Genomic DNA, 16,360 nt, shown 5'->3' with positions numbered 1-16,360 from the left:
ATCACCCGAGCGAGTTCTCGATCGTCTTGAGCATGGCGAGATGCGTTTCGATGGCGGGCACTGCCACCATGGATGCGCCTCTCGCCATCTCGTCTTTGCCATTGCGGGCATAGTCCTTGTGAATTGCCAGCAGTTCCTCGTGGCCCTGAATCTGGCCTTCAATATACATCTTGTCGAACTCTGCGCCCTTGGCGGCTTTCAGTTTTTGCAGCATGGCCGTGTGCTTTTCGTCCAGCCCCGCAGAGCCGGGCTTTGCGCCGAAGGCTTCGGCAACGGCGGCCTGTTCGCGAATCTCGAGCTGGGCGAAGGTCTTGACGGCAGGCGACGAGCCCTGTTCCACCGCCAGCTTGCTGGTTTCGGTGGCAAAATCGCCGCCCATCAGAGCCTTCATCTTCGCGCTATCCGGCTTGCTTGTCTGGGCCATTGCGTCAAGCGTCAGTGCGCCGGTGAGGGGAAGTGTGCTTGCCAGCGCCACGCCGGCCAGAATGTGACGTCTATTCATCGCGTTTGCTCCTTGCGTCCGCCCGGCTGGCGAACAGGCAAGGGCTGACGAAGTTGCACAGAGCGGTTGGAATTCCTTGCGAATTATGGCGCTGCACCGTTGCCTCTTAGCGGTTCGACACCTATGTTCCCGCTCAACCTCATTTCAAGGTTCCTGCCGAAAAGGAGTAAGATCATGGCTTTTGAACTTCCCGAACTTCCCTATGCCTACGATGCACTGAACCCCTATATGTCGGCGGAAACGCTGGAATTCCACCACGACAAGCATCACAAGGCCTATGTGGATAACGGCAACAAGCTGGCGGCAGAAGCCGGCATGGCCGATCTTTCCGTCGAGGAAGTCGTCAAGAAGTCCTTTGGCACCAACCAGGGCCTCTTCAACAATGCAGCCCAGCACTACAACCACATCCATTTCTGGAAGTGGATGAAGAAGGACGGCGGCGGCAACAAGCTGCCGGGCAAGCTGCAGGCTGCAATCGACAGCGATCTGGGCGGTTACGACAAGTTCAAGGCAGATTTCATCGCTGCCGGCACCACGCAGTTCGGCTCCGGCTGGGCCTGGCTTTCGCTGAAGAACGGCAAGCTGGAAATCTCCAAGACCCCGAATGGCGAAAACCCGCTGGTTCACGGCGCATCCCCGATCCTCGGCGTCGATGTCTGGGAACATTCCTATTACATCGACTACCGCAATGCGCGTCCGAAGTATCTGGAAGCCTTCGTCGACAACATGATCAACTGGGATTACGTGCTGGAAATGTACGAAGCCGCTTCCAAATAAGCGACTTTCTCCCATCCTCAAGAGCGCCCGGCCGGTCCAACCGCCGGGCGTTTTGCTGTCATGCCTGTGTCACTCTGCGCGCTTAATCAGCGCGGTCATGACCGACGAACCGCTTCTCAGCTTTGGTGTCATCGCCGATCCGCAATATGCCGATCAGGATGATGATCTCGCCATGAACCGCTACTTCCGCAACAGCCTCAACAAGCTGGCGGAGGCGACGGCGACCTTTGAGAGTGAGGACCTGTCCTTCATCATCACGCTTGGCGATCTCATCGATCGCGGTTGGCAGAATTTCGAGGCGCCGCTGGAAATCTATCGCCGCTCGCGCCATGAGATCCTGTTTCTCGCGGGCAATCATGATTTTCTGGTGGAGCCGGAAAAGGTGGCCGAGGTGCGGCCCCGGCTCGGCATGCCGCGTGGCTATTATTCCTTCTGCCGCTCCGGCATCCGTTTTCTCGTCGTGGATGGCTGCGAGGAAAGCCTGTTTGCCGCAGGGCTGGACGAGCGGATAAAAGCAAGCGCCACAGAGCGACTGGACAATCTGATCGAACAGGGCGCAATCAACGCGAAAGACTGGAATGCTGGAATGTCGCAGAGCCAGTTTGTCTGGATCGAAAGCGAACTCGAAACGGCACGCCAGAAGGGGCAGGAGGTGATTGTGCTTGGCCACTACCCGCTGGTGCCCCTCACAGATCACTGCCTTTGGGATGCCGACGTGCTGTCTGATCTTCTCGCCCGCCATGCGCATGTGCGCGCCTATCTCAACGGCCATGATCATCGTGGCGGGCTGGGGCGGCAGGGCGACTGCTGGTTTGTTACCTTCAAGGGAATGGTCGATACGGCACAGGAAAATGCCTTCGCCATCGTCGATGTCTTTGCCGACCGGCTAAAGATCCGCGGCTTCGGCAGGGAATTGTCGCGAAGCCTCGATCGGTGATCTGTCAATCCGGCCGTTCTGGAAGGCTATAATGGCAGGCTCTGGGTTTGCTCTGTGCTTTCATTCGATGGCGCTGAAGCAAGAGGGAGCAGGAGGATTGAGTTTCACAACTTTGTGTGTTCAAAAAAATGCCATTTCTTTCAATAGGCTGCTGTGTAATCTGCGTGACGTTACTGAGGTGTCGCAAGTTGCGCGCCCGAGAGAGGGAGAATGCCCATGAAGTTCAAGTTTGCCGTTGCTGCCACTATTGCTATCTGTCTTGGCACCGTTGCTGCGGGTGCAGCCGATGAGCCGCAACTGGTCCGTCAGGGTCTGATGAAGCAGATCGGTGGCTCCATGGGCGCGCTCGGTGCCATCGCCAAGGGTGAAAAGCCCTATGATGCCGAGGTGGTGAAGAAGTCGCTGACCACGATTTCCCAGGCCGCGAAGGATTTCCCGAACCACTTCCCGGCAGGCACGGAAACGGGCCAGAACACGCAGGCCGCCCCGGCCATCTGGCAGAACATGGATGACTTCAAGGCCAAGTCCCTGAAGCTGTCGCAGGATGCGGAAACTGTGCTCGCCTCCATGCCCGCAGATCAGGCAGCCGTCGGTCAGGCCCTGAAGACGGTCGGTGCCGATTGCAGCTCCTGCCATCAGGCCTATCGTCTCAAGCGCTAAGGTCTCGCCTTACACTTCGTCACTCTCTCTGGTGCTGTAGCCTGTATCCTCGGGCTGCAGCAGTTTTTAAAGTTCTGAATTTCAAGAACAGTGGTTTGAGAGCAAAGAATGGCATCTACCCTGGCGAAATTTCTGGTGGCGGGATTGGTCGTGGCGGCGGGCGGTGCAGCCGTCGCCTATGCCATTACCAAGCCGCAACCGCATCCGGCAGAATACTGGGCAAATCTCGGGCAGCCGGATGTTGCCAATGGCGAGAAGCTGTTCTGGGCCGGCGGTTGCGTCAGCTGTCATTCCGCAACGGGTGCGCAAGGCGATGCCCAGAAAGTGCTCTCCGGTGGGCACAAATTGCCGACACCGTTTGGCACCTTCAACATTCCCAACATTTCACCCGATCCACAGGCTGGCATTGGCTCCTGGACACTGGCGCAGTTCGGCGATGCCATGACGCGTGGCGTCGGGCCAAAGGGCGATCATCTTTATCCATCTTTCCCCTATAGTTCCTATGCGCGCATGACGCCGAAGGATGTCAACGACCTCTTCGGCTACCTCAAGACCTTGCCGCCGAGCAGCAATGTTGCGCCCCCGCATGAACTGAGCTTTCCCTACAATATGCGTATCGCGCTTGGCGGCTGGAAGTTCCTGTTCTTCAACGACAAGCCGCGGGTCGAGATTGCCAATGCCAGCGATCAGGTGAAGCGCGGCCAATATCTCGTCGAAGGTCCGGGCCATTGTGGCGAATGCCACACGCCGCGCAATGCGCTGGGCGGTCTCGACCTCAACAACTGGCTGGCGGGTGGTCCCAATCCCGAAGGTGAGGGCACGATTCCCGATATCACGCCGGGCTCCGAAAGCATCGGGAATTGGAGCGAAGAGGACATTGCCAGCTATCTGGAAACCGGCTTCACGCCGGATTTCGATAGTGTTGGCGGCTCCATGACCGAGGTTCAAAAGAACATCGCGCATCTGCCGAAAGAGGATATTCAGGCAATCGCTGCCTATCTGAAGGCAGTGCCAAAGAAGTAGCGGACGGTCGGCTCCCCCTTTTCCGTCAGCGCCCTTGCCCTAGATTATAACCTTGGAAAAGGGAGAGCATGATGAAATTCTCCAGTCTTGCCGAAAGGCAGATGCTGAAAGCCCAGGCTGAAGGCCAGTTCGACAGGTTGAAGGGCGCAGGCAAACCGCTCAACCTCGAAGGCGATCACAGTGCCGATGCCGCAGGCTTCCGCATCATGGCGGAAGCGGGCGCTTTACCGCGCGAGATCGAATTGCGAAAGGCAGTGGAGGCGCAGGCCCAAGTGCTTCGCGATGCCCCGGATGAGGACAGCCGCAAACGCGAGATGAAGAAACTCGCCGATCTTCAGCTGCGCCTCGATATCGAGCAGGAGGCTCGCCGCCGGTTTCACGGCAGCTGACGAAAAGACATGGCTGTCCTTCGCCATGTCACCCGAACTCATACCAAATGTCGATGATAGAAACCGATTGCGCCGGAACGATTTTGGCTTTGCGATTTTGGTTTGCGGCAAGGAGAAAACCACAGTCGGACCCGACGGTCCGGCGCGGATTTTCGACGATGTCCGTTGGGCCAAAAGCGTCCGGTCCTTCGGATGGGCCGGATTTCCTCCCCGGACTGTGTCGCAATCCTCGACCGATGCAAAAGCATCGCTCTCCGGTGTGCTCCTCGTCGGATGAAGGCCTCCTGGCCCATGCAATCGGTTCATATCATCCTTTGGTATCGGCCCTGAAACCCGCAAGCTCGACCTCAATCTCCGGGCTCCACAGGTCCAGCGCCTTCAGGGTCTCCATCGCGAAGGTGAAAGGCGAGGTGCCCGGTGCCGTGACAATCCCTTTGTCATGGATTGCTTGCGGCTGATCGACATAATGCGCCTCGCCATCATATCCGGGATGCGCCTTGTGGGCCTGAAGGCTGTTGCCCGTATGGCGAACGTCATCGAGAATGCCGCTTGCCGCTAGCGCGCTGGATGCGGCGCAGATGCCGGCAACCACTTTTCCCGCATCGCGAAAGCGGTGGATCAGTTCGTTCAAGTCAGGCGCATTGCCTTTCTCCCAGCTCAATCCGCCGGGAATCACCAGTGCATCGAAGCTGGCGGCGTCCAGTCGGTCATAGGCGGTCTCGGCAACAGTCTTGAAACCACCCATGGAGCGCACCGCCTCTCCGTCTGGCGATGCAGTCACAACCTCCACGCCAAGAAAGGCGTGGCCGACTGCGACCAGTAGAGCGCATTCCCAGTCGGCGTAATCGGGGGTGAGGGCAATGGCAATCCGTTTCATCTTCCTGTCCTATCATCGTTGATGGATGCGGGGATCAAGCGAGCGCTTGCAGGAAGCGCATGCCGGTAACCGGGCGGGAGATGAAATCCATGTGCTCGTAGAAGCGATGGGCGGCGAAATTGCCGGTCGCTGCACTCACGGACAGGAAATCGCAGCCGCGCGCTCTGGCCTGGTCACGGGCGCGGTTCACCAGATGCTGGCCAATGCCGTGGCCGCGATGCCCGTCGCGCACGAAAAGATGGTGCAGATCCAGCCCGCGCTTGCCTTCCTGGGCTCTGTAGAGCGGAACCAGAATGGCATAGCCGATCAATTCCTCGCCCGTATCGGCCACGAGCGCCTGAATCCAGGGGCTGTCGCTGAACAGGTCGCGCTCCAGCTTTTCCGGGGTCATGCCAGCGGCATCGCCATGATGGGCGGCTAGAAGTGCGATCATCTCGTTCAGTTCGGGAAGATCCCGACGCTTGGCGGCGCGAATGTTCACGACAGCAGGGCGGGCGAGGGAGATTTCTGTGTCTTCGGTCATTTCGGCATCCTCTTGTTCTTGGGTGCCGTCAGGTGCCGTCTTGATACAACAAAGCCGCCTGACGGCGGCTTGTTGACAAAGTGATCTGTCGAGCCGCCCGTTACCGGTAGGCCCAAAAATACGTGCAGGAGATGGGTGCGCGTGCGATCAACATGGCGCTATGGATGCGCTCTATTTTTCCGCGAGTCAAGCGCAATCTGAACGATTGAAAAAAGCTCTGGCTCTTTGTTTATCGCAGTGGCGCAGGCAAGACCGCCCCGCACTGTCCATGGAATTGCTCAATGTTCGTGCTCGCACAATCCATGATCGGAAAGCGAGCGAATGACATAGCATTCCTCCACCGTATGGCCGCCATCGCAGTGGGAAACGATGCGCGCCAGCTCCATCTCCAGCTTCTTCAACCGCTCTATCTTGTCGCGCACATCCTTTAAATGCGTGGCTGCAATGCGGTCTGCATCCTGGCAAGGCGCGTGGGGATGCTGGCTGAGCGCGATGAGATCGCGGATCATGGTGATTTCGAAACCCAGATCCCGCGCATGGCGAATAAAGGTCAGCCGGTCGAGGTCATCTGCGGAATAGCGGCGCTGGTTGCCCTCGGTCCGTTCACCCGGCGGCATCAGCCCCATCTGCTCGTAATAGCGAATGGTCGGCACTTTCACGCCGGTTCTGCGGGAGAGCTCACCAATGGCATACATTTGCAAATTTTCCTCTTGAACCTCTAGTGACTAGAGGGATTATGTAGGCTGTCACCAGATCAAATCCAAGCGAAAGGTGACATCATGAGTGCGGGCTGTGGCCATCATCACGGAACATTCGAGGGGTTGTCAGCCGATTACAAGCGGCGGCTCTGGGCGGTCATCATCATCAATGCCGCCTTGTTCCTGGTGGAAATGACGGCGGGGCATATGGCGCGCTCCCAGGCGCTTCAGGCCGATGCGCTGGATTTCTTCGCCGATGCCGTCACCTATGGCATTTCGCTCGCGGTCATTGGCGCTTCCTTGAAAATCCGCACCATGGCAGCGGCTGCCAAGGGCATAAGCCTGTTCGGCATGGGGCTTTGGGTCTTCGGCTCCACGCTCTATCGGGTGTTCTACACCGGCGTGCCGGAAGCGCCGATCATGGGCGTCATCGGCTTCATGGCGCTGGCTGCCAATCTCGTCAGCGTGTTCCTGCTGGTCAATTACAAGGATGGCGATGCCAATGTGCGCTCCGTCTGGCTGTGCTCGCGCAACGATGCCATCGGCAATGTCATTGTCATGCTGGCAGCGCTTGGCGTCTGGGGCACATCCAGCGCCTGGCCGGATCTTGCCGTTGCCGCCGTCATGGCCGGGCTCTTTCTCACATCCTCGTTCCAGATCCTCACCCAATCCTTTGCGGAATGGAAGGAGAAGGGTGCGATCGATCCGAATCTCGATCCGCACGATCATGGAGCCGAAGGCCATACGCACGCGCATGGTTCGGCCTGCTGCGCCGGCCACGAGCACGATGGCCACCATGCAGATGTGTCTCATCGCCACTGAATGTCACTGCCATCTCATTCTTCAAAGCGGGCTCCACGGCCCGCTTTTTTGTGGCGCCTTGCGTGGACCGCACAAGCAATATAGGGTACCCCCCTATACTATGAGGACGAGATGGCACACACACATCACGGCAAGGATAAGCTTCTGGCCCGCATCCGGCGGCTGAAGGGGCAGATGGAGGCAGTTGAGCGTGCGCTGGAGAGCGAGCAGCCCTGTGGCGATGTGCTGCAATTGCTGGCCTCCATTCGCGGTGCGCTGTCCGGCCTCACGGTGGAACTGATGCAGGAGCATCTGACGGAGCATGTCGTGGCCGCCGAAAACGAGGCGGAGCGGCAGGTCGCGGCGCGGGAGCTTTCCGAGGCGCTGCGCACCTATATGCGCGGCGAATAGGCAGGAACGGGAAAGAATTCCATATGGCGGCACATTTCGAAGATCTGCAGCACGAACACGTGTTTCTGGGTGAACAGCACAGCCGGAACGAGCGCAAGGTCTGGCTGGTCATTGCGCTCACCGCCAGCATGATGGTGCTGGAAATCGTGGCCGGAAGCCTGTTCGGCTCCATGGCGCTGCTGGCCGATGGCTGGCACATGTCCACCCATGCAGGTGCCATGCTGATTGCCGCACTTGCCTATTGGTATGCGCGGCGCGAGGCGAAAAGCAGACGCTTTACCTTTGGCACCGGCAAGCTGGGCGATCTGGCGGGCTTTGCCAGCGCGGTCATCCTGGCCCTGATCGCTCTTCTGATTGCCGCCGAAAGTGCGGTGCGCCTGGCCAATCCGGTGGAGATCGAATTCGGGCAGGCCATTCTCGTTGCCATCCTTGGCCTTGCCGTCAATCTGGTCAGTGCATGGCTGCTGCGCGATGAGCCGCACCACCATGGTCATGGCCATGCCCATCATCATCACGATGACCATCACCACGATCACGATGTTCATCACGGTCATCATGGCGGCCACCACCATCATCACGGCGGTCATCACCATCACGGCACGGATCATAATCTGCGCGCGGCCTATCTGCATGTTCTGGCCGATGCGCTCACATCCATCCTCGCTATCGCCGCGCTTCTGCTCGGCAGAAGCTATGGCTGGATCTGGCTCGATCCGGTCATGGGTATTGTCGGCGGAGTGGTGATCGCCCGCTGGTCCTATGGCTTGATCCGCGATACGGCGGGCGTGCTGCTGGATGCCGTGCCGAATGAAGGGCAAATGGCCGAGGAAATTCGCCAGCGTGTGGAGCGTGACGGCGACCGGATTGCCGATCTGCATGTCTGGCAGGTCGGACCGGGGCATCATGCCGCCATTCTCTCCATTCTGTCGAATGCACCGCAGGAACCGGCAGCCTACAAGCACCGCCTCGCGGGCCTGCCGCAGCTGTCGCACATCACGGTGGAAGTCACGCAGGCGGCGTGATCGAGCAGCCAAAACTGAAAGGCCCATCCGCCTTGCTGGCTGTGGGCCTTTGTCGTTTGGAGCCTATCCCGGAAAACCGTTTTCAGAACTCGGAATAGACGTTTGTGATCTGTGTGGGGGAGAGGGGAGAGGATGTTTCTTCCGCCTCTTCCTTGGTTCCCTCGACAGCCCAGAGCGCGCTTGCCAGATTGGTGGAAAGCAGGGTGCTGCTGCCGGTCAGCCCGGTGAGCGAGCGAATGCGCACTTCCGGTGCCTGAGGTGCCTTTTCGTCTGTTTTCCGCTCTGCCGGGTAGGGACGAGCAGAATAACCATAGTTATTCAATCCGCTGTCGATCTGCATCGCGTCGAGCCCAAAGTGGTTGTTCTATTAACCACTTTTTAATTCACGAAGCTTGCGCGAAGCTTGCGTCATGGGCGATCGCCATGGCGAACTGCATTGACTTCAAGCAGGGCTTGGGGGGTGGCTCATCTGCGCTTGCTTCGCCAGGCGGATGCACAGCGCAAGGAGGTTCAGGCCAGCTTGGCAATCCAGCGGTCTTCCGGCCCGCGAATCAGCGATTGAACGGCGCTGGCCGGGGGCTCGATGTAATCGCCAAACACTGACAAAGTGTTACGCCCCGCCGCCTTTGCGCCGTAAAGGGCGGTGTCGGCGGCCTTGATCGCTTCTTCCATGCCGCTTTCGCCGCGACGGGCCACGAACAGGCCACCGGAGAAAGTCAGGGCAAGATCGTTCACGCCGGGAATGGTGCATTGCGCGAGCTTCGCCTGCCAGCTGGCGGCACGCTCCATAAACGCGGCGCGGTTGACGCCATCCATCACGATCAGGAATTCCTCCCCGCCCCAGCGGAAAGCACAGCCTTCGCTGCCAATATCCTGCTTCAGCATGTCGGCGAAGAGCTGCAGAACCTGATCGCCCGTCTGATGGCCATAGCGATCGTTGAACAGCTTGAAGTAGTCGATATCGAGAATGGCCACGGAAATGACGGAAGGCGTGCCAGCCTGTTCGAAAAGCGCGGGCAGAACCTCCTGCGCATGACGCCGGTTGTAAAGTCCGGTCAGGTGGTCGCGGGATGCTTCTTCCCGCAGCTGGGCCTGCAACTCCATCTTTTCGATCAGGCGTGCCTCAAGATCGCGCGAAAGTGCGGCCAGGCGCTCTTCCGTTGCCTTGCGCAGCGATATATCGCGCAGCACGATCATGCGTCCGCCTGCGCGGCCCCAAGGGGTCAGCGAATGGCAGGAGAGTTCGAAGACGCCCTTGTTGACGATGGTGATTTCATGCCTCTCGCCATCGCGGTGAATGGAGGCATTCACGATGGGCTCGAGTTCGGGGAAATCCTCCAGATTCTGGCCAATCGTCTTTTTCGGCATGCCGGGCAGGGCCGCGGCCGCCGGGTTGAGTTCCAGAATGCGGTTTTGCTCATCCAGCACGATCACCGGATCGGGCAGAACCGCAAAAATCGCATCGCGCCCGATGGGCGGCAAAACGAACAGGTGGCCGAACAGCTGAGCGCCCAGCATGAAGGCGCCCGTAGCGGCGAAAATGAACGGGGTCGGGTCGTCGTTGAACAGCGTGAAGCCGTAGGTGGTGTAGGCAATATTGCCAGCCGTGGGGAAGGAGGCGGAAGCCAGCAGGGCCCAGAGCTGCCACCGGTGAATGCCGCGGGCGCGGATCGTCATGGACATGCCCAGCAAAAAGGCAATCGCCACCGTGCTATAGGCAATGATCATGGCCGCCGGGTAGAGCCAGCCATGTTCGAACTGCATGGTTCTTTCGTCGATCAGGCCCTTGTACATCCAGTGGTGCCAGTCATTGGTCAGTGCCAGCACACCGAAAGTGGCACTCACCAAACCCGTGCCAATCAGCTGGGCATTGGTTTCAACGCTTTTTCCGCGGGCATAGGTAATGAAGCTGAGCGACCAGAAAAGTGGCGTGCCAATCACGCCGAACCAGGCGATCTTGCAGGCGAAAATCTTGAATTCCAGATCGCTGGATGTGTGACGTGCCAGCACCCAGGCTGTCCACCAGAGCGCCACGAGGATGGCCATTGTAAAAGCACGCCGTCCAGGCACATCCGGCGCGCGGAGGGCTCCCGCCAGAATCAGGATGGCAAGAACCACCACCGATATCAGAAGCCAAACCGATGTTTCCACAACCCGTTCCTCATCCCATCGTCTAGCCTGTATAAGGCTAAATTCTCGTCAAACTAGCAATTAAATACTAACAATATGTTTTGTTTCAGGACTCTATCAGTGTTCTCTCAAGTGTTTGGCTGTTGAGCAAGCTCTCTTCCGCACCTAAGGGTTGAACAACTGAAAATTTTTTCAGTATTGTCTTTTATGTACGTGTACAACCAGGACCAGTGCACAAAATGCCGCAGGGGCAAGGTTCGCAGTCCGGGTGACAGTGCAGCGGCTCTATGGCATGGCATCTTTTATGAAAGATGAAGAGCGTAACATTTCGATCCTGCTCGGCAAGGGTCTGACGATAGTCCTGTTGGGCTATGCGCTTGTCATCCAGCTTTTCGTCGGTGCCTATCTGCAGCAAAGCATGGTTGTGCAGAGCCTTAACGGCGGCTTTGTCATCTGCTCCAGCCATGCAGGCGGCATTCCTCCGCTTCAGGAACAACCGGCAGATCCTGAGGGCAAGGCGCAATGTCTCACGCTGTGCCAGCTTGCCTGTGGCGTTGGCCCCGCTCTTCAGGCGCATCTTCGGTTTCTGCCATCCCATGCGCCGGATAGTTTTGCCATCCGCTGGACAAGAGCGGTGGTCGGCCCCGGCCCATCGCTTGCGGTTCTCAGTCCGCAGGCGCGCGGGCCGCCTGCAAATTCCATGATCCTCTGAATTCATCGTCTTCCACTCGATCATGGAACAACAGTCATGTCTTCTTCAGCGAAGGGCGCTGCCTCGCGCGCGCAACAGCGTTCGCCATCCTCAGGTTCGGAATTTCGGGCCTTTCTGACGCGCCTTCATTTCTACATCGGCCTCTTCGTCGGCCCGTTCATTTTCATCGCGGCGCTGTCCGGCACGCTTTACGTGCTCACCCCGCAGTTGGAGAACTATCTCTACCGGGATTATCTCACGGGCTCGCCAACCGGCGAAAGCCAGAGCCTGAAACACCAGATACACGCGGCAAGGGCCTATCTTGGCGGTGATCGGGCGGTGTTTGCGGTGCGTCCGGCCACGTTCCAGGGCGGCACGACGCGCGTGATGTTTGCCGATCCGCAGCTTGGCGAATCCGAAACCCGCGCCGTGTTTGTCGATCCGGTCACGCTGGATGTGAAGGGCGATCTGGTGGTTTACGGAACCACCGGCATTCTGCCGCTGCGCCTTTTCATCGATCTCTTCCACCGCAATCTCCATCTGGGTGATCTCGGCCGAAACTATAGTGAGCTTGCTGCCTCCTGGCTGTGGATTGCGGCGCTTGGCGGCATTGTCATCTGGTTCTGGCAGCGCGGCATGGCGCGCGCCCGGTCTGCCGGGGATGGCGTCAGCCGCTTGAAGCGGGTTCACACCCTTCTCGCGCTTTGGATTGCGCTCGGCCTTTTCTTTCTTTCGGCAACGGGGCTGACCTGGTCCAGATATGCAGGCGATAACATCGATGCTCTGCGAAGCGCACTCAACTGGGTCACGCCCTCGGTTTCGCTGAAGCTCGATGCCGCGCCGCAAATGCCGGGGATGGATATGGCCCATATGGATCATTCCGCCCACATGGATCATGTCATGCCGGGCATGGCTCCGGCGCCCGTTGACGGATTGCCCGATCCGGCCACATTGATGGATGCGGTTCTGGCGACGGCGCGCAAGGCGGGCATTGAATCGCCGCTGGTCGAGATCCGTCCCTCCAAATCCGCCGACAAGGCCTGGATGGTGCGCGAATATGACCGCTCCACGCCCACGCAGGTGGATACGATTGCCATCGATCCGCGCAGCATGACGGTGACGAGCCGCGCCGATTTCGACACCTTCACCATCATCCCGAAGCTCATTCGCTGGGGCATCGATATCCACATGGGCATCAAGTTCGGTCTCATTAACCAGATCGTCGTCGGTGCGATTGGTGCGGCGCTGTGCGCCTCCATTCTTTATGGTTATGCGCTCTGGTGGAAGCGGCGTCCGGCGCCGGGTGCACCGGCCAGAACGCTCGCGCAGTCCTTCCTCTATCTTGGCTGGACTGCCCGTGCAGGCGTTCTTCTCGTGGCCATTGCGCTCGGTTTCGCACTGCCTCTGATGGGGATCACCCTGCTCGTCTTTGTGGCGGTGGATGCTGTGCGCTGGTGGCTGGATAAATCCCGCCGCGCCAGCCGAAGAGTGGCTACTGCCGCAGCGGAGTAAGGGGAACAGTCTACGAATGAGCGCTCTCTTGCTGTTGTGTGAGAGAGCGTTCTTCATTTCTCATACGGAAAACATACCTGAAATTCCGCGCGGCGACACCTCACGCCTTGCCAGCAACCTTCAAGGCAAAGGCATATTCGAAGGCGATTTCTTCCAGCCGCTGGAAGCGGTCGGGGCAGCAGCTTGTTCAGGTAGGAGTCAAAAATGCTACCAATGCGTTCTTTTGCAGTATTGAAATGGTAACACCTGCAACCTAAATGGGTTTCGCCCAGTTATGGTAGTCATAAAAGAGGAATCTAATTTGAGCAAAACGAAAAGAACGTCGGAAGCTGAGATCTCGGAAATTGTGCTGAAGATTCTGTCGGCTAAGTCAAGTGGAGAGGCAACTTTCGGGGAACTGTTTGCTGAAATTCCACGACACCATAATTTGACACCGGTAGACCTGAAAGTGTCTAAAACTAGGGAGGGTGAATATCTCTGGGAGCAAAGGGTACGAAATATCCGTAGTCACGCTAAATCTCCCAACAACTATATTGCGCGAGGATATTTGCTTGGTATCCGCGGTGGGTTGAAAATTACAGCGCTGGGGTTGCAGAAAGCGGGGCGCTAGGTCGCCCCCTGTAATCGTCTGCCCTTTCCAGAGAGCGTCTGCACGGGGGCACCCATCTTAGTTCGGTGGTGCTACCTTCGTTGCCTTTGAGCCAAATAAACCATCCGTAACCGGTCGCAGTAGATGCTTTTGGGTCTACTCGACCTTTAACCATAGGGACGCGTTCAGAAAATTGTGCAAAGATCGTCGGTGGAGTGAGGCGGAAAATCCCTTCATAACGTCCGACGCTTTCCAAAAATACAGTTCTTGCCAGTATTGCAAAGCCAACGCGCGCGACAAGGCGGGCCCGTTCTACAAACTGCTCTGCCAGTCTGAAGGGTGGATTGGTAATGACCCAATCATGTGATTGAGCCTTGTAAGGATGTTCGAGAAAGTCCTTTATCTGGCAGAAACCATAGGGATAAGCATCCGCAGATTCAACTACTTCGAAATACTCGCTTAATGGAGTTGCCATGTAGCCGCGGCCCGCAGCAGGTTCAAGGCAACTCCGACCTCGAACTGTCTCCGCGCCTAAGATATGCTCAACCAGAGCTCGCGTTGCCCAGGGAGGCGTCGGAAAATCGTCTGCACTGTCTTTGGGTTCGAACCGTTGAGACATGACAGCGTGGGTAGTATTCTGCATGAGAGGCTCCCTTTTGGGGCATGATGTATAGCTATGCTTATCTCAGGCTTAACTCACGCTTTACCTGCAACTTTCAAAGCAAACGCATATTCGAAGGCGATTTCTTCCAGCCGCTGGAAGCGTCCGGATTTGCCGCCATGGCCTGCCGCCATATTGGTCTTCAACAGGAAGGGGCCAGAATTTGGCGCGCGTTCCCGCAGGCGAGCGATCCACTTGGTCGGCTCCCAATAGGTCACGCGCGGATCCGTCAGGCCGGAAAGCGCCAGGATCGGCGGATAGGGCTTGTTGTCCACATTGTCATAGGGCGAATAGGCGGCAATCCATTCATATTCCTCAGCCGATTCAATCGGATTGCCCCATTCCGGCCATTCCGGCGGGGTCAGCGGCAGCGTGTCATCCAGCATGGTATTCAGCACGTCCACGAAGGGAACGGCGGCGATAATACCGGCGAACTTCTCCGGCGCCATATTGGCAATCGCGCCCATCAGCATGCCGCCCGCAGAGCCACCTTCGGCGATGATGTTGTCGTAGGAGGTGAACTTCTCCTTCACCAGATGGTCGGCTGCGGCAATGAAGTCTTTGAAGGTGTTCTGCTTGTTCTCCATCTTGCCGTCTTCATACCAGCTGAAGCCCTTGTCCTTGCCGCCGCGAATATGGGCAATGGCATAGACGAAGCCGCGATCGGCAAGCGAAAGCGCATTGGTGGAGAAGCTGGCCGGAATGGTGATGCCGTAAGCGCCGTAGCCATAGAGCAGGCAGGGGGCAGAGCCGTCCAGCGCGGTATTCTTGTGATAGAGCAGGGAGACCGGCACCAGTTCGCCGTCATGGGCCGGGGCCATCACGCGGCGGGTCACATAGTCGTCCGGATTATGGCCGGAGGGCACTTCCTGCGTCTTGAGCAGCACACGCTCGCGCGTCGCCATGTTGTAGTCGAACAGCTGGCTCGGCGTGGTCATGGAGGAGTAGGAGAAACGGATGACATCCGTGTCGTATTCGGCAGCCCCTTGCAGTCCCAGCGAATAGGCTTCCTCATCAAAGGCAATGGCGTGTTCCTCGCCCGATCTGCGGTCGCGAATAACGATGCGCGGCAGCCCGTCGCGACGCTCCAGCCAGATCAGATGGCGGGCATAGGCGGCGTGCGACAGAATGAGGCGGCCCGGCTCATGCGGCACCACATCCGTCCAGTTCTCCTTGCCCGGTGCATTCACCGGAGCCGATACGATCTTGAAATCCTTGGCCCCGCCGTCATTGGTGAGAATGTAGAAAATGTCGCCGCCCTCGGTCATCGAATATTCGATGCCTTCCTCACGGGCCGCCACCAGCATGGGTTCGGCGGTCAGATCCTGCGTGGAGAGAAGGCGATATTCCGAAGTCTCATGGTCGTGGATGTCGATATAGATGAAATCGTCGAGCAGCGACCCGCCGACACCCATGAAGAAGCCGGGGTCCTTCTCCTCGAAGACAAGCCGGTCGGAGGATTGCGGCTGGCCGATGATGTGGTGAAACACCTTTGAGGGGCGGTGGTTCTCATCCTGAAGCGTATAGAAAAAGCTCTTTCCATCGGGGGCCCAGACGCCGCCGCCGGAGGTGTTTTCAATCACGTCGTCAAGGTCCTGGCCGGTGGCCAGATTGCGCACCCGCAGCGTGAAATATTCGGAACCCTTGTCGTCATAGCCCCAGATGCCGTGGCTGTGGTCGCTGCAATGGTCGATCCCGGCCAGACGGAAGTAATCCTTGCCCTCCGCTTCCTTGTCGCCATCCAGCAGTTCCTGTCTGTCGCCGCCATCGCGCGGCGTGCGGAAGTAATGCGCCTGTTCGCCGCCTTTCACGAAAAAGGTGCCATAAGCAAACTGGCCATCCTTCATCGGCACGGAGGAATCGTCTTCCTTGATGCGGCCCTTCATCTCGGCAAACAGTGCCTTTTGCAGCTCTGCCGTATCGCCAAGCGCTGCCTCCATATAGGCATTTTCCGCCTCCAGATGGCTGCGGATCTGCGGGTCGAGGATGGAGGTGTCCTTGAACATGGCCTGCCAGTTATCCGCCCGCATCCAGGCGTAATCGTCGGTGCGGGTCTTGCCGTGGCGGGTGTCGGTCACCGGCTTTTTGGCGGCAACGGGGGCTGAGGGCAGGTTCTGGAAGGCGTTTCGCTTGTAGGCCAAGGGGTGCTCCGGCATC

The 16,360-nt window shown here is 58.3% G+C and carries 19 protein-coding genes; 11 read left to right on the top strand and 8 right to left on the bottom strand.

The annotated features are described in order from the left end of the window. Nucleotide 1 precedes the first annotated feature (1 nt). Entirely contained in the window at nt 2-502 is a 501-nt protein-coding gene (locus ACFSE1_RS14175; RefSeq protein ID WP_377402611.1) for a DUF4142 domain-containing protein, read from the bottom strand. Between the two features lie 174 nt (nt 503-676). Here ACFSE1_RS14175 and ACFSE1_RS14170 point away from each other — a divergent pair, with 174 nt between their 5' ends. From ACFSE1_RS14170 to ACFSE1_RS14150, 5 genes are all read left to right on the top strand, one after another. Beyond that, nucleotides 677-1,279, top strand: a complete 603-nt coding sequence (locus ACFSE1_RS14170) for a superoxide dismutase (RefSeq protein WP_377402608.1) — start codon at nt 677-679, stop codon at nt 1,277-1,279. A 97-nt stretch (nt 1,280-1,376) separates the two neighbouring features. Then, on the top strand, nt 1,377-2,216 hold the full coding sequence (locus tag ACFSE1_RS14165) for a metallophosphoesterase (RefSeq protein ID WP_377402605.1): 840 nt from the start codon (nt 1,377-1,379) through the stop codon (nt 2,214-2,216). Between the two features lie 216 nt (nt 2,217-2,432). After that, on the top strand, nt 2,433-2,876 hold the full coding sequence (locus ACFSE1_RS14160; RefSeq protein ID WP_377402602.1) for a c-type cytochrome: 444 nt from the start codon (nt 2,433-2,435) through the stop codon (nt 2,874-2,876). A gap of 108 nt (nt 2,877-2,984) precedes the next feature. Next, the gene (locus ACFSE1_RS14155) at nt 2,985-3,899 is read left to right on the top strand and encodes a c-type cytochrome (protein WP_377402599.1); all 915 of its coding nucleotides are present in this window, start codon (nt 2,985-2,987) and stop codon (nt 3,897-3,899) included. A 71-nt stretch (nt 3,900-3,970) separates the two neighbouring features. Then, on the top strand, nt 3,971-4,288 hold the full coding sequence (locus ACFSE1_RS14150) for a DnaJ family domain-containing protein (RefSeq protein ID WP_377402596.1): 318 nt from the start codon (nt 3,971-3,973) through the stop codon (nt 4,286-4,288). A gap of 307 nt (nt 4,289-4,595) precedes the next feature. Here ACFSE1_RS14150 and ACFSE1_RS14145 read toward each other — a convergent pair whose 3' ends face one another. The 3 genes from ACFSE1_RS14145 to ACFSE1_RS14135 form a co-directional block, all read right to left on the bottom strand. Next, on the bottom strand, nt 4,596-5,165 hold the full coding sequence (locus tag ACFSE1_RS14145) for a DJ-1/PfpI family protein (RefSeq protein ID WP_377402593.1): 570 nt from the start codon (nt 5,163-5,165) through the stop codon (nt 4,596-4,598). A gap of 34 nt (nt 5,166-5,199) precedes the next feature. Beyond that, nucleotides 5,200-5,688 carry a GNAT family N-acetyltransferase gene (locus tag ACFSE1_RS14140; protein WP_377402590.1) on the bottom strand — a complete coding sequence of 163 codons (489 nt, stop codon included), beginning with the start codon at nt 5,686-5,688 and terminating at the stop codon, nt 5,200-5,202. Nucleotides 5,689-5,966: 278 nt separating this feature from the next. Then, entirely contained in the window at nt 5,967-6,383 is a 417-nt protein-coding gene (locus ACFSE1_RS14135) for a MerR family transcriptional regulator (RefSeq protein WP_377402587.1), read from the bottom strand. A gap of 84 nt (nt 6,384-6,467) precedes the next feature. Between ACFSE1_RS14135 and ACFSE1_RS14130 the strand changes: the two genes are divergently transcribed. From ACFSE1_RS14130 to dmeF, 3 genes are all read left to right on the top strand, one after another. After that, on the top strand, nt 6,468-7,208 hold the full coding sequence (locus tag ACFSE1_RS14130; RefSeq protein ID WP_377402584.1) for a cation efflux transmembrane domain-containing protein: 741 nt from the start codon (nt 6,468-6,470) through the stop codon (nt 7,206-7,208). 111 nt (nt 7,209-7,319) lie between these two features. Further along, nucleotides 7,320-7,598 carry a Ni(II)/Co(II)-sensing transcriptional repressor DmeR gene (dmeR, locus tag ACFSE1_RS14125; protein WP_377402581.1) on the top strand — a complete coding sequence of 93 codons (279 nt, stop codon included), beginning with the start codon at nt 7,320-7,322 and terminating at the stop codon, nt 7,596-7,598. Nucleotides 7,599-7,621: 23 nt separating this feature from the next. Further along, entirely contained in the window at nt 7,622-8,620 is a 999-nt protein-coding gene (gene dmeF / locus ACFSE1_RS14120) for a CDF family Co(II)/Ni(II) efflux transporter DmeF (protein ID WP_377402578.1), read from the top strand. A gap of 82 nt (nt 8,621-8,702) precedes the next feature. Here dmeF and ACFSE1_RS14115 read toward each other — a convergent pair whose 3' ends face one another. Both ACFSE1_RS14115 and ACFSE1_RS14110 read right to left on the bottom strand, forming a co-directional pair. Continuing rightward, nucleotides 8,703-8,960, bottom strand: a complete 258-nt coding sequence (locus ACFSE1_RS14115; protein ID WP_377402575.1) for a hypothetical protein — start codon at nt 8,958-8,960, stop codon at nt 8,703-8,705. A 170-nt stretch (nt 8,961-9,130) separates the two neighbouring features. Then, nucleotides 9,131-10,771, bottom strand: a complete 1,641-nt coding sequence (locus ACFSE1_RS14110) for a diguanylate cyclase domain-containing protein (protein WP_377402572.1) — start codon at nt 10,769-10,771, stop codon at nt 9,131-9,133. 271 nt (nt 10,772-11,042) lie between these two features. Here ACFSE1_RS14110 and ACFSE1_RS14105 point away from each other — a divergent pair, with 271 nt between their 5' ends. The 3 genes from ACFSE1_RS14105 to ACFSE1_RS14095 are packed head-to-tail and all read left to right on the top strand — an operon-like array spanning nt 11,043 to nt 13,188. Continuing rightward, the gene (locus ACFSE1_RS14105) at nt 11,043-11,462 is read left to right on the top strand and encodes a hypothetical protein (RefSeq protein WP_377402569.1); all 420 of its coding nucleotides are present in this window, start codon (nt 11,043-11,045) and stop codon (nt 11,460-11,462) included. 36 nt (nt 11,463-11,498) lie between these two features. Beyond that, nucleotides 11,499-12,953 carry a PepSY-associated TM helix domain-containing protein gene (locus tag ACFSE1_RS14100; protein WP_377402566.1) on the top strand — a complete coding sequence of 485 codons (1,455 nt, stop codon included), beginning with the start codon at nt 11,499-11,501 and terminating at the stop codon, nt 12,951-12,953. A gap of 16 nt (nt 12,954-12,969) precedes the next feature. Continuing rightward, nucleotides 12,970-13,188: a hypothetical protein gene (locus ACFSE1_RS14095; protein ID WP_377402563.1), complete on the top strand. Its 219-nt coding sequence runs from the start codon at nt 12,970-12,972 to the stop codon at nt 13,186-13,188. Nucleotides 13,189-13,528: 340 nt separating this feature from the next. On the opposite strand, the gene ACFSE1_RS14090 is transcribed toward ACFSE1_RS14095, so the two are convergent. Both ACFSE1_RS14090 and ACFSE1_RS14085 read right to left on the bottom strand, forming a co-directional pair. Continuing rightward, on the bottom strand, nt 13,529-14,185 hold the full coding sequence (locus ACFSE1_RS14090; protein ID WP_377402560.1) for an MBT domain-containing protein: 657 nt from the start codon (nt 14,183-14,185) through the stop codon (nt 13,529-13,531). 53 nt (nt 14,186-14,238) lie between these two features. After that, nucleotides 14,239-16,344, bottom strand: coding sequence for a S9 family peptidase (locus ACFSE1_RS14085; RefSeq protein ID WP_377402557.1), 2,106 nt, complete (start codon nt 16,342-16,344; stop codon nt 14,239-14,241). Between the last annotated feature and the right edge of the window lie 16 nt (nt 16,345-16,360).

The sequence above is a fragment of the Affinirhizobium helianthi genome (assembly GCF_042680945.1).
GTDB classification, from domain to species: domain Bacteria; phylum Pseudomonadota; class Alphaproteobacteria; order Rhizobiales; family Rhizobiaceae; genus Neorhizobium; species Neorhizobium helianthi.
The sequence above is the reverse complement of the archived record's forward strand: the minus strand, read 5'-3'. Positions and strand labels throughout refer to the sequence as shown.

Bases quoted from the DNA above. Each gene is read 5' to 3' on its own strand.
- ACFSE1_RS14175 (WP_377402611.1), bottom strand. From the start codon at position 502: ATGAATAGACGTCACATTCTGGCCGGCGTGGCGCTGGCAAGCACACTT.
- ACFSE1_RS14170 (WP_377402608.1), top strand. From the start codon at position 677: ATGGCTTTTGAACTTCCCGAACTTCCCTATGCCTACGATGCACTGAAC.
- ACFSE1_RS14165 (WP_377402605.1), top strand. From the start codon at position 1,377: ATGACCGACGAACCGCTTCTCAGCTTTGGTGTCATCGCCGATCCGCAA.
- ACFSE1_RS14160 (WP_377402602.1), top strand. From the start codon at position 2,433: ATGAAGTTCAAGTTTGCCGTTGCTGCCACTATTGCTATCTGTCTTGGC.
- ACFSE1_RS14155 (WP_377402599.1), top strand. From the start codon at position 2,985: ATGGCATCTACCCTGGCGAAATTTCTGGTGGCGGGATTGGTCGTGGCG.
- ACFSE1_RS14150 (WP_377402596.1), top strand. From the start codon at position 3,971: ATGAAATTCTCCAGTCTTGCCGAAAGGCAGATGCTGAAAGCCCAGGCT.
- ACFSE1_RS14145 (WP_377402593.1), bottom strand. From the start codon at position 5,165: ATGAAACGGATTGCCATTGCCCTCACCCCCGATTACGCCGACTGGGAA.
- ACFSE1_RS14140 (WP_377402590.1), bottom strand. From the start codon at position 5,688: ATGACCGAAGACACAGAAATCTCCCTCGCCCGCCCTGCTGTCGTGAAC.
- ACFSE1_RS14135 (WP_377402587.1), bottom strand. From the start codon at position 6,383: ATGTATGCCATTGGTGAGCTCTCCCGCAGAACCGGCGTGAAAGTGCCG.
- ACFSE1_RS14130 (WP_377402584.1), top strand. From the start codon at position 6,468: ATGAGTGCGGGCTGTGGCCATCATCACGGAACATTCGAGGGGTTGTCA.
- dmeR (WP_377402581.1), top strand. From the start codon at position 7,320: ATGGCACACACACATCACGGCAAGGATAAGCTTCTGGCCCGCATCCGG.
- dmeF (WP_377402578.1), top strand. From the start codon at position 7,622: ATGGCGGCACATTTCGAAGATCTGCAGCACGAACACGTGTTTCTGGGT.
- ACFSE1_RS14115 (WP_377402575.1), bottom strand. From the start codon at position 8,960: ATGCAGATCGACAGCGGATTGAATAACTATGGTTATTCTGCTCGTCCC.
- ACFSE1_RS14105 (WP_377402569.1), top strand. From the start codon at position 11,043: ATGGCATCTTTTATGAAAGATGAAGAGCGTAACATTTCGATCCTGCTC.
- ACFSE1_RS14100 (WP_377402566.1), top strand. From the start codon at position 11,499: ATGTCTTCTTCAGCGAAGGGCGCTGCCTCGCGCGCGCAACAGCGTTCG.
- ACFSE1_RS14095 (WP_377402563.1), top strand. From the start codon at position 12,970: ATGAGCGCTCTCTTGCTGTTGTGTGAGAGAGCGTTCTTCATTTCTCAT.
- ACFSE1_RS14090 (WP_377402560.1), bottom strand. From the start codon at position 14,185: ATGCAGAATACTACCCACGCTGTCATGTCTCAACGGTTCGAACCCAAA.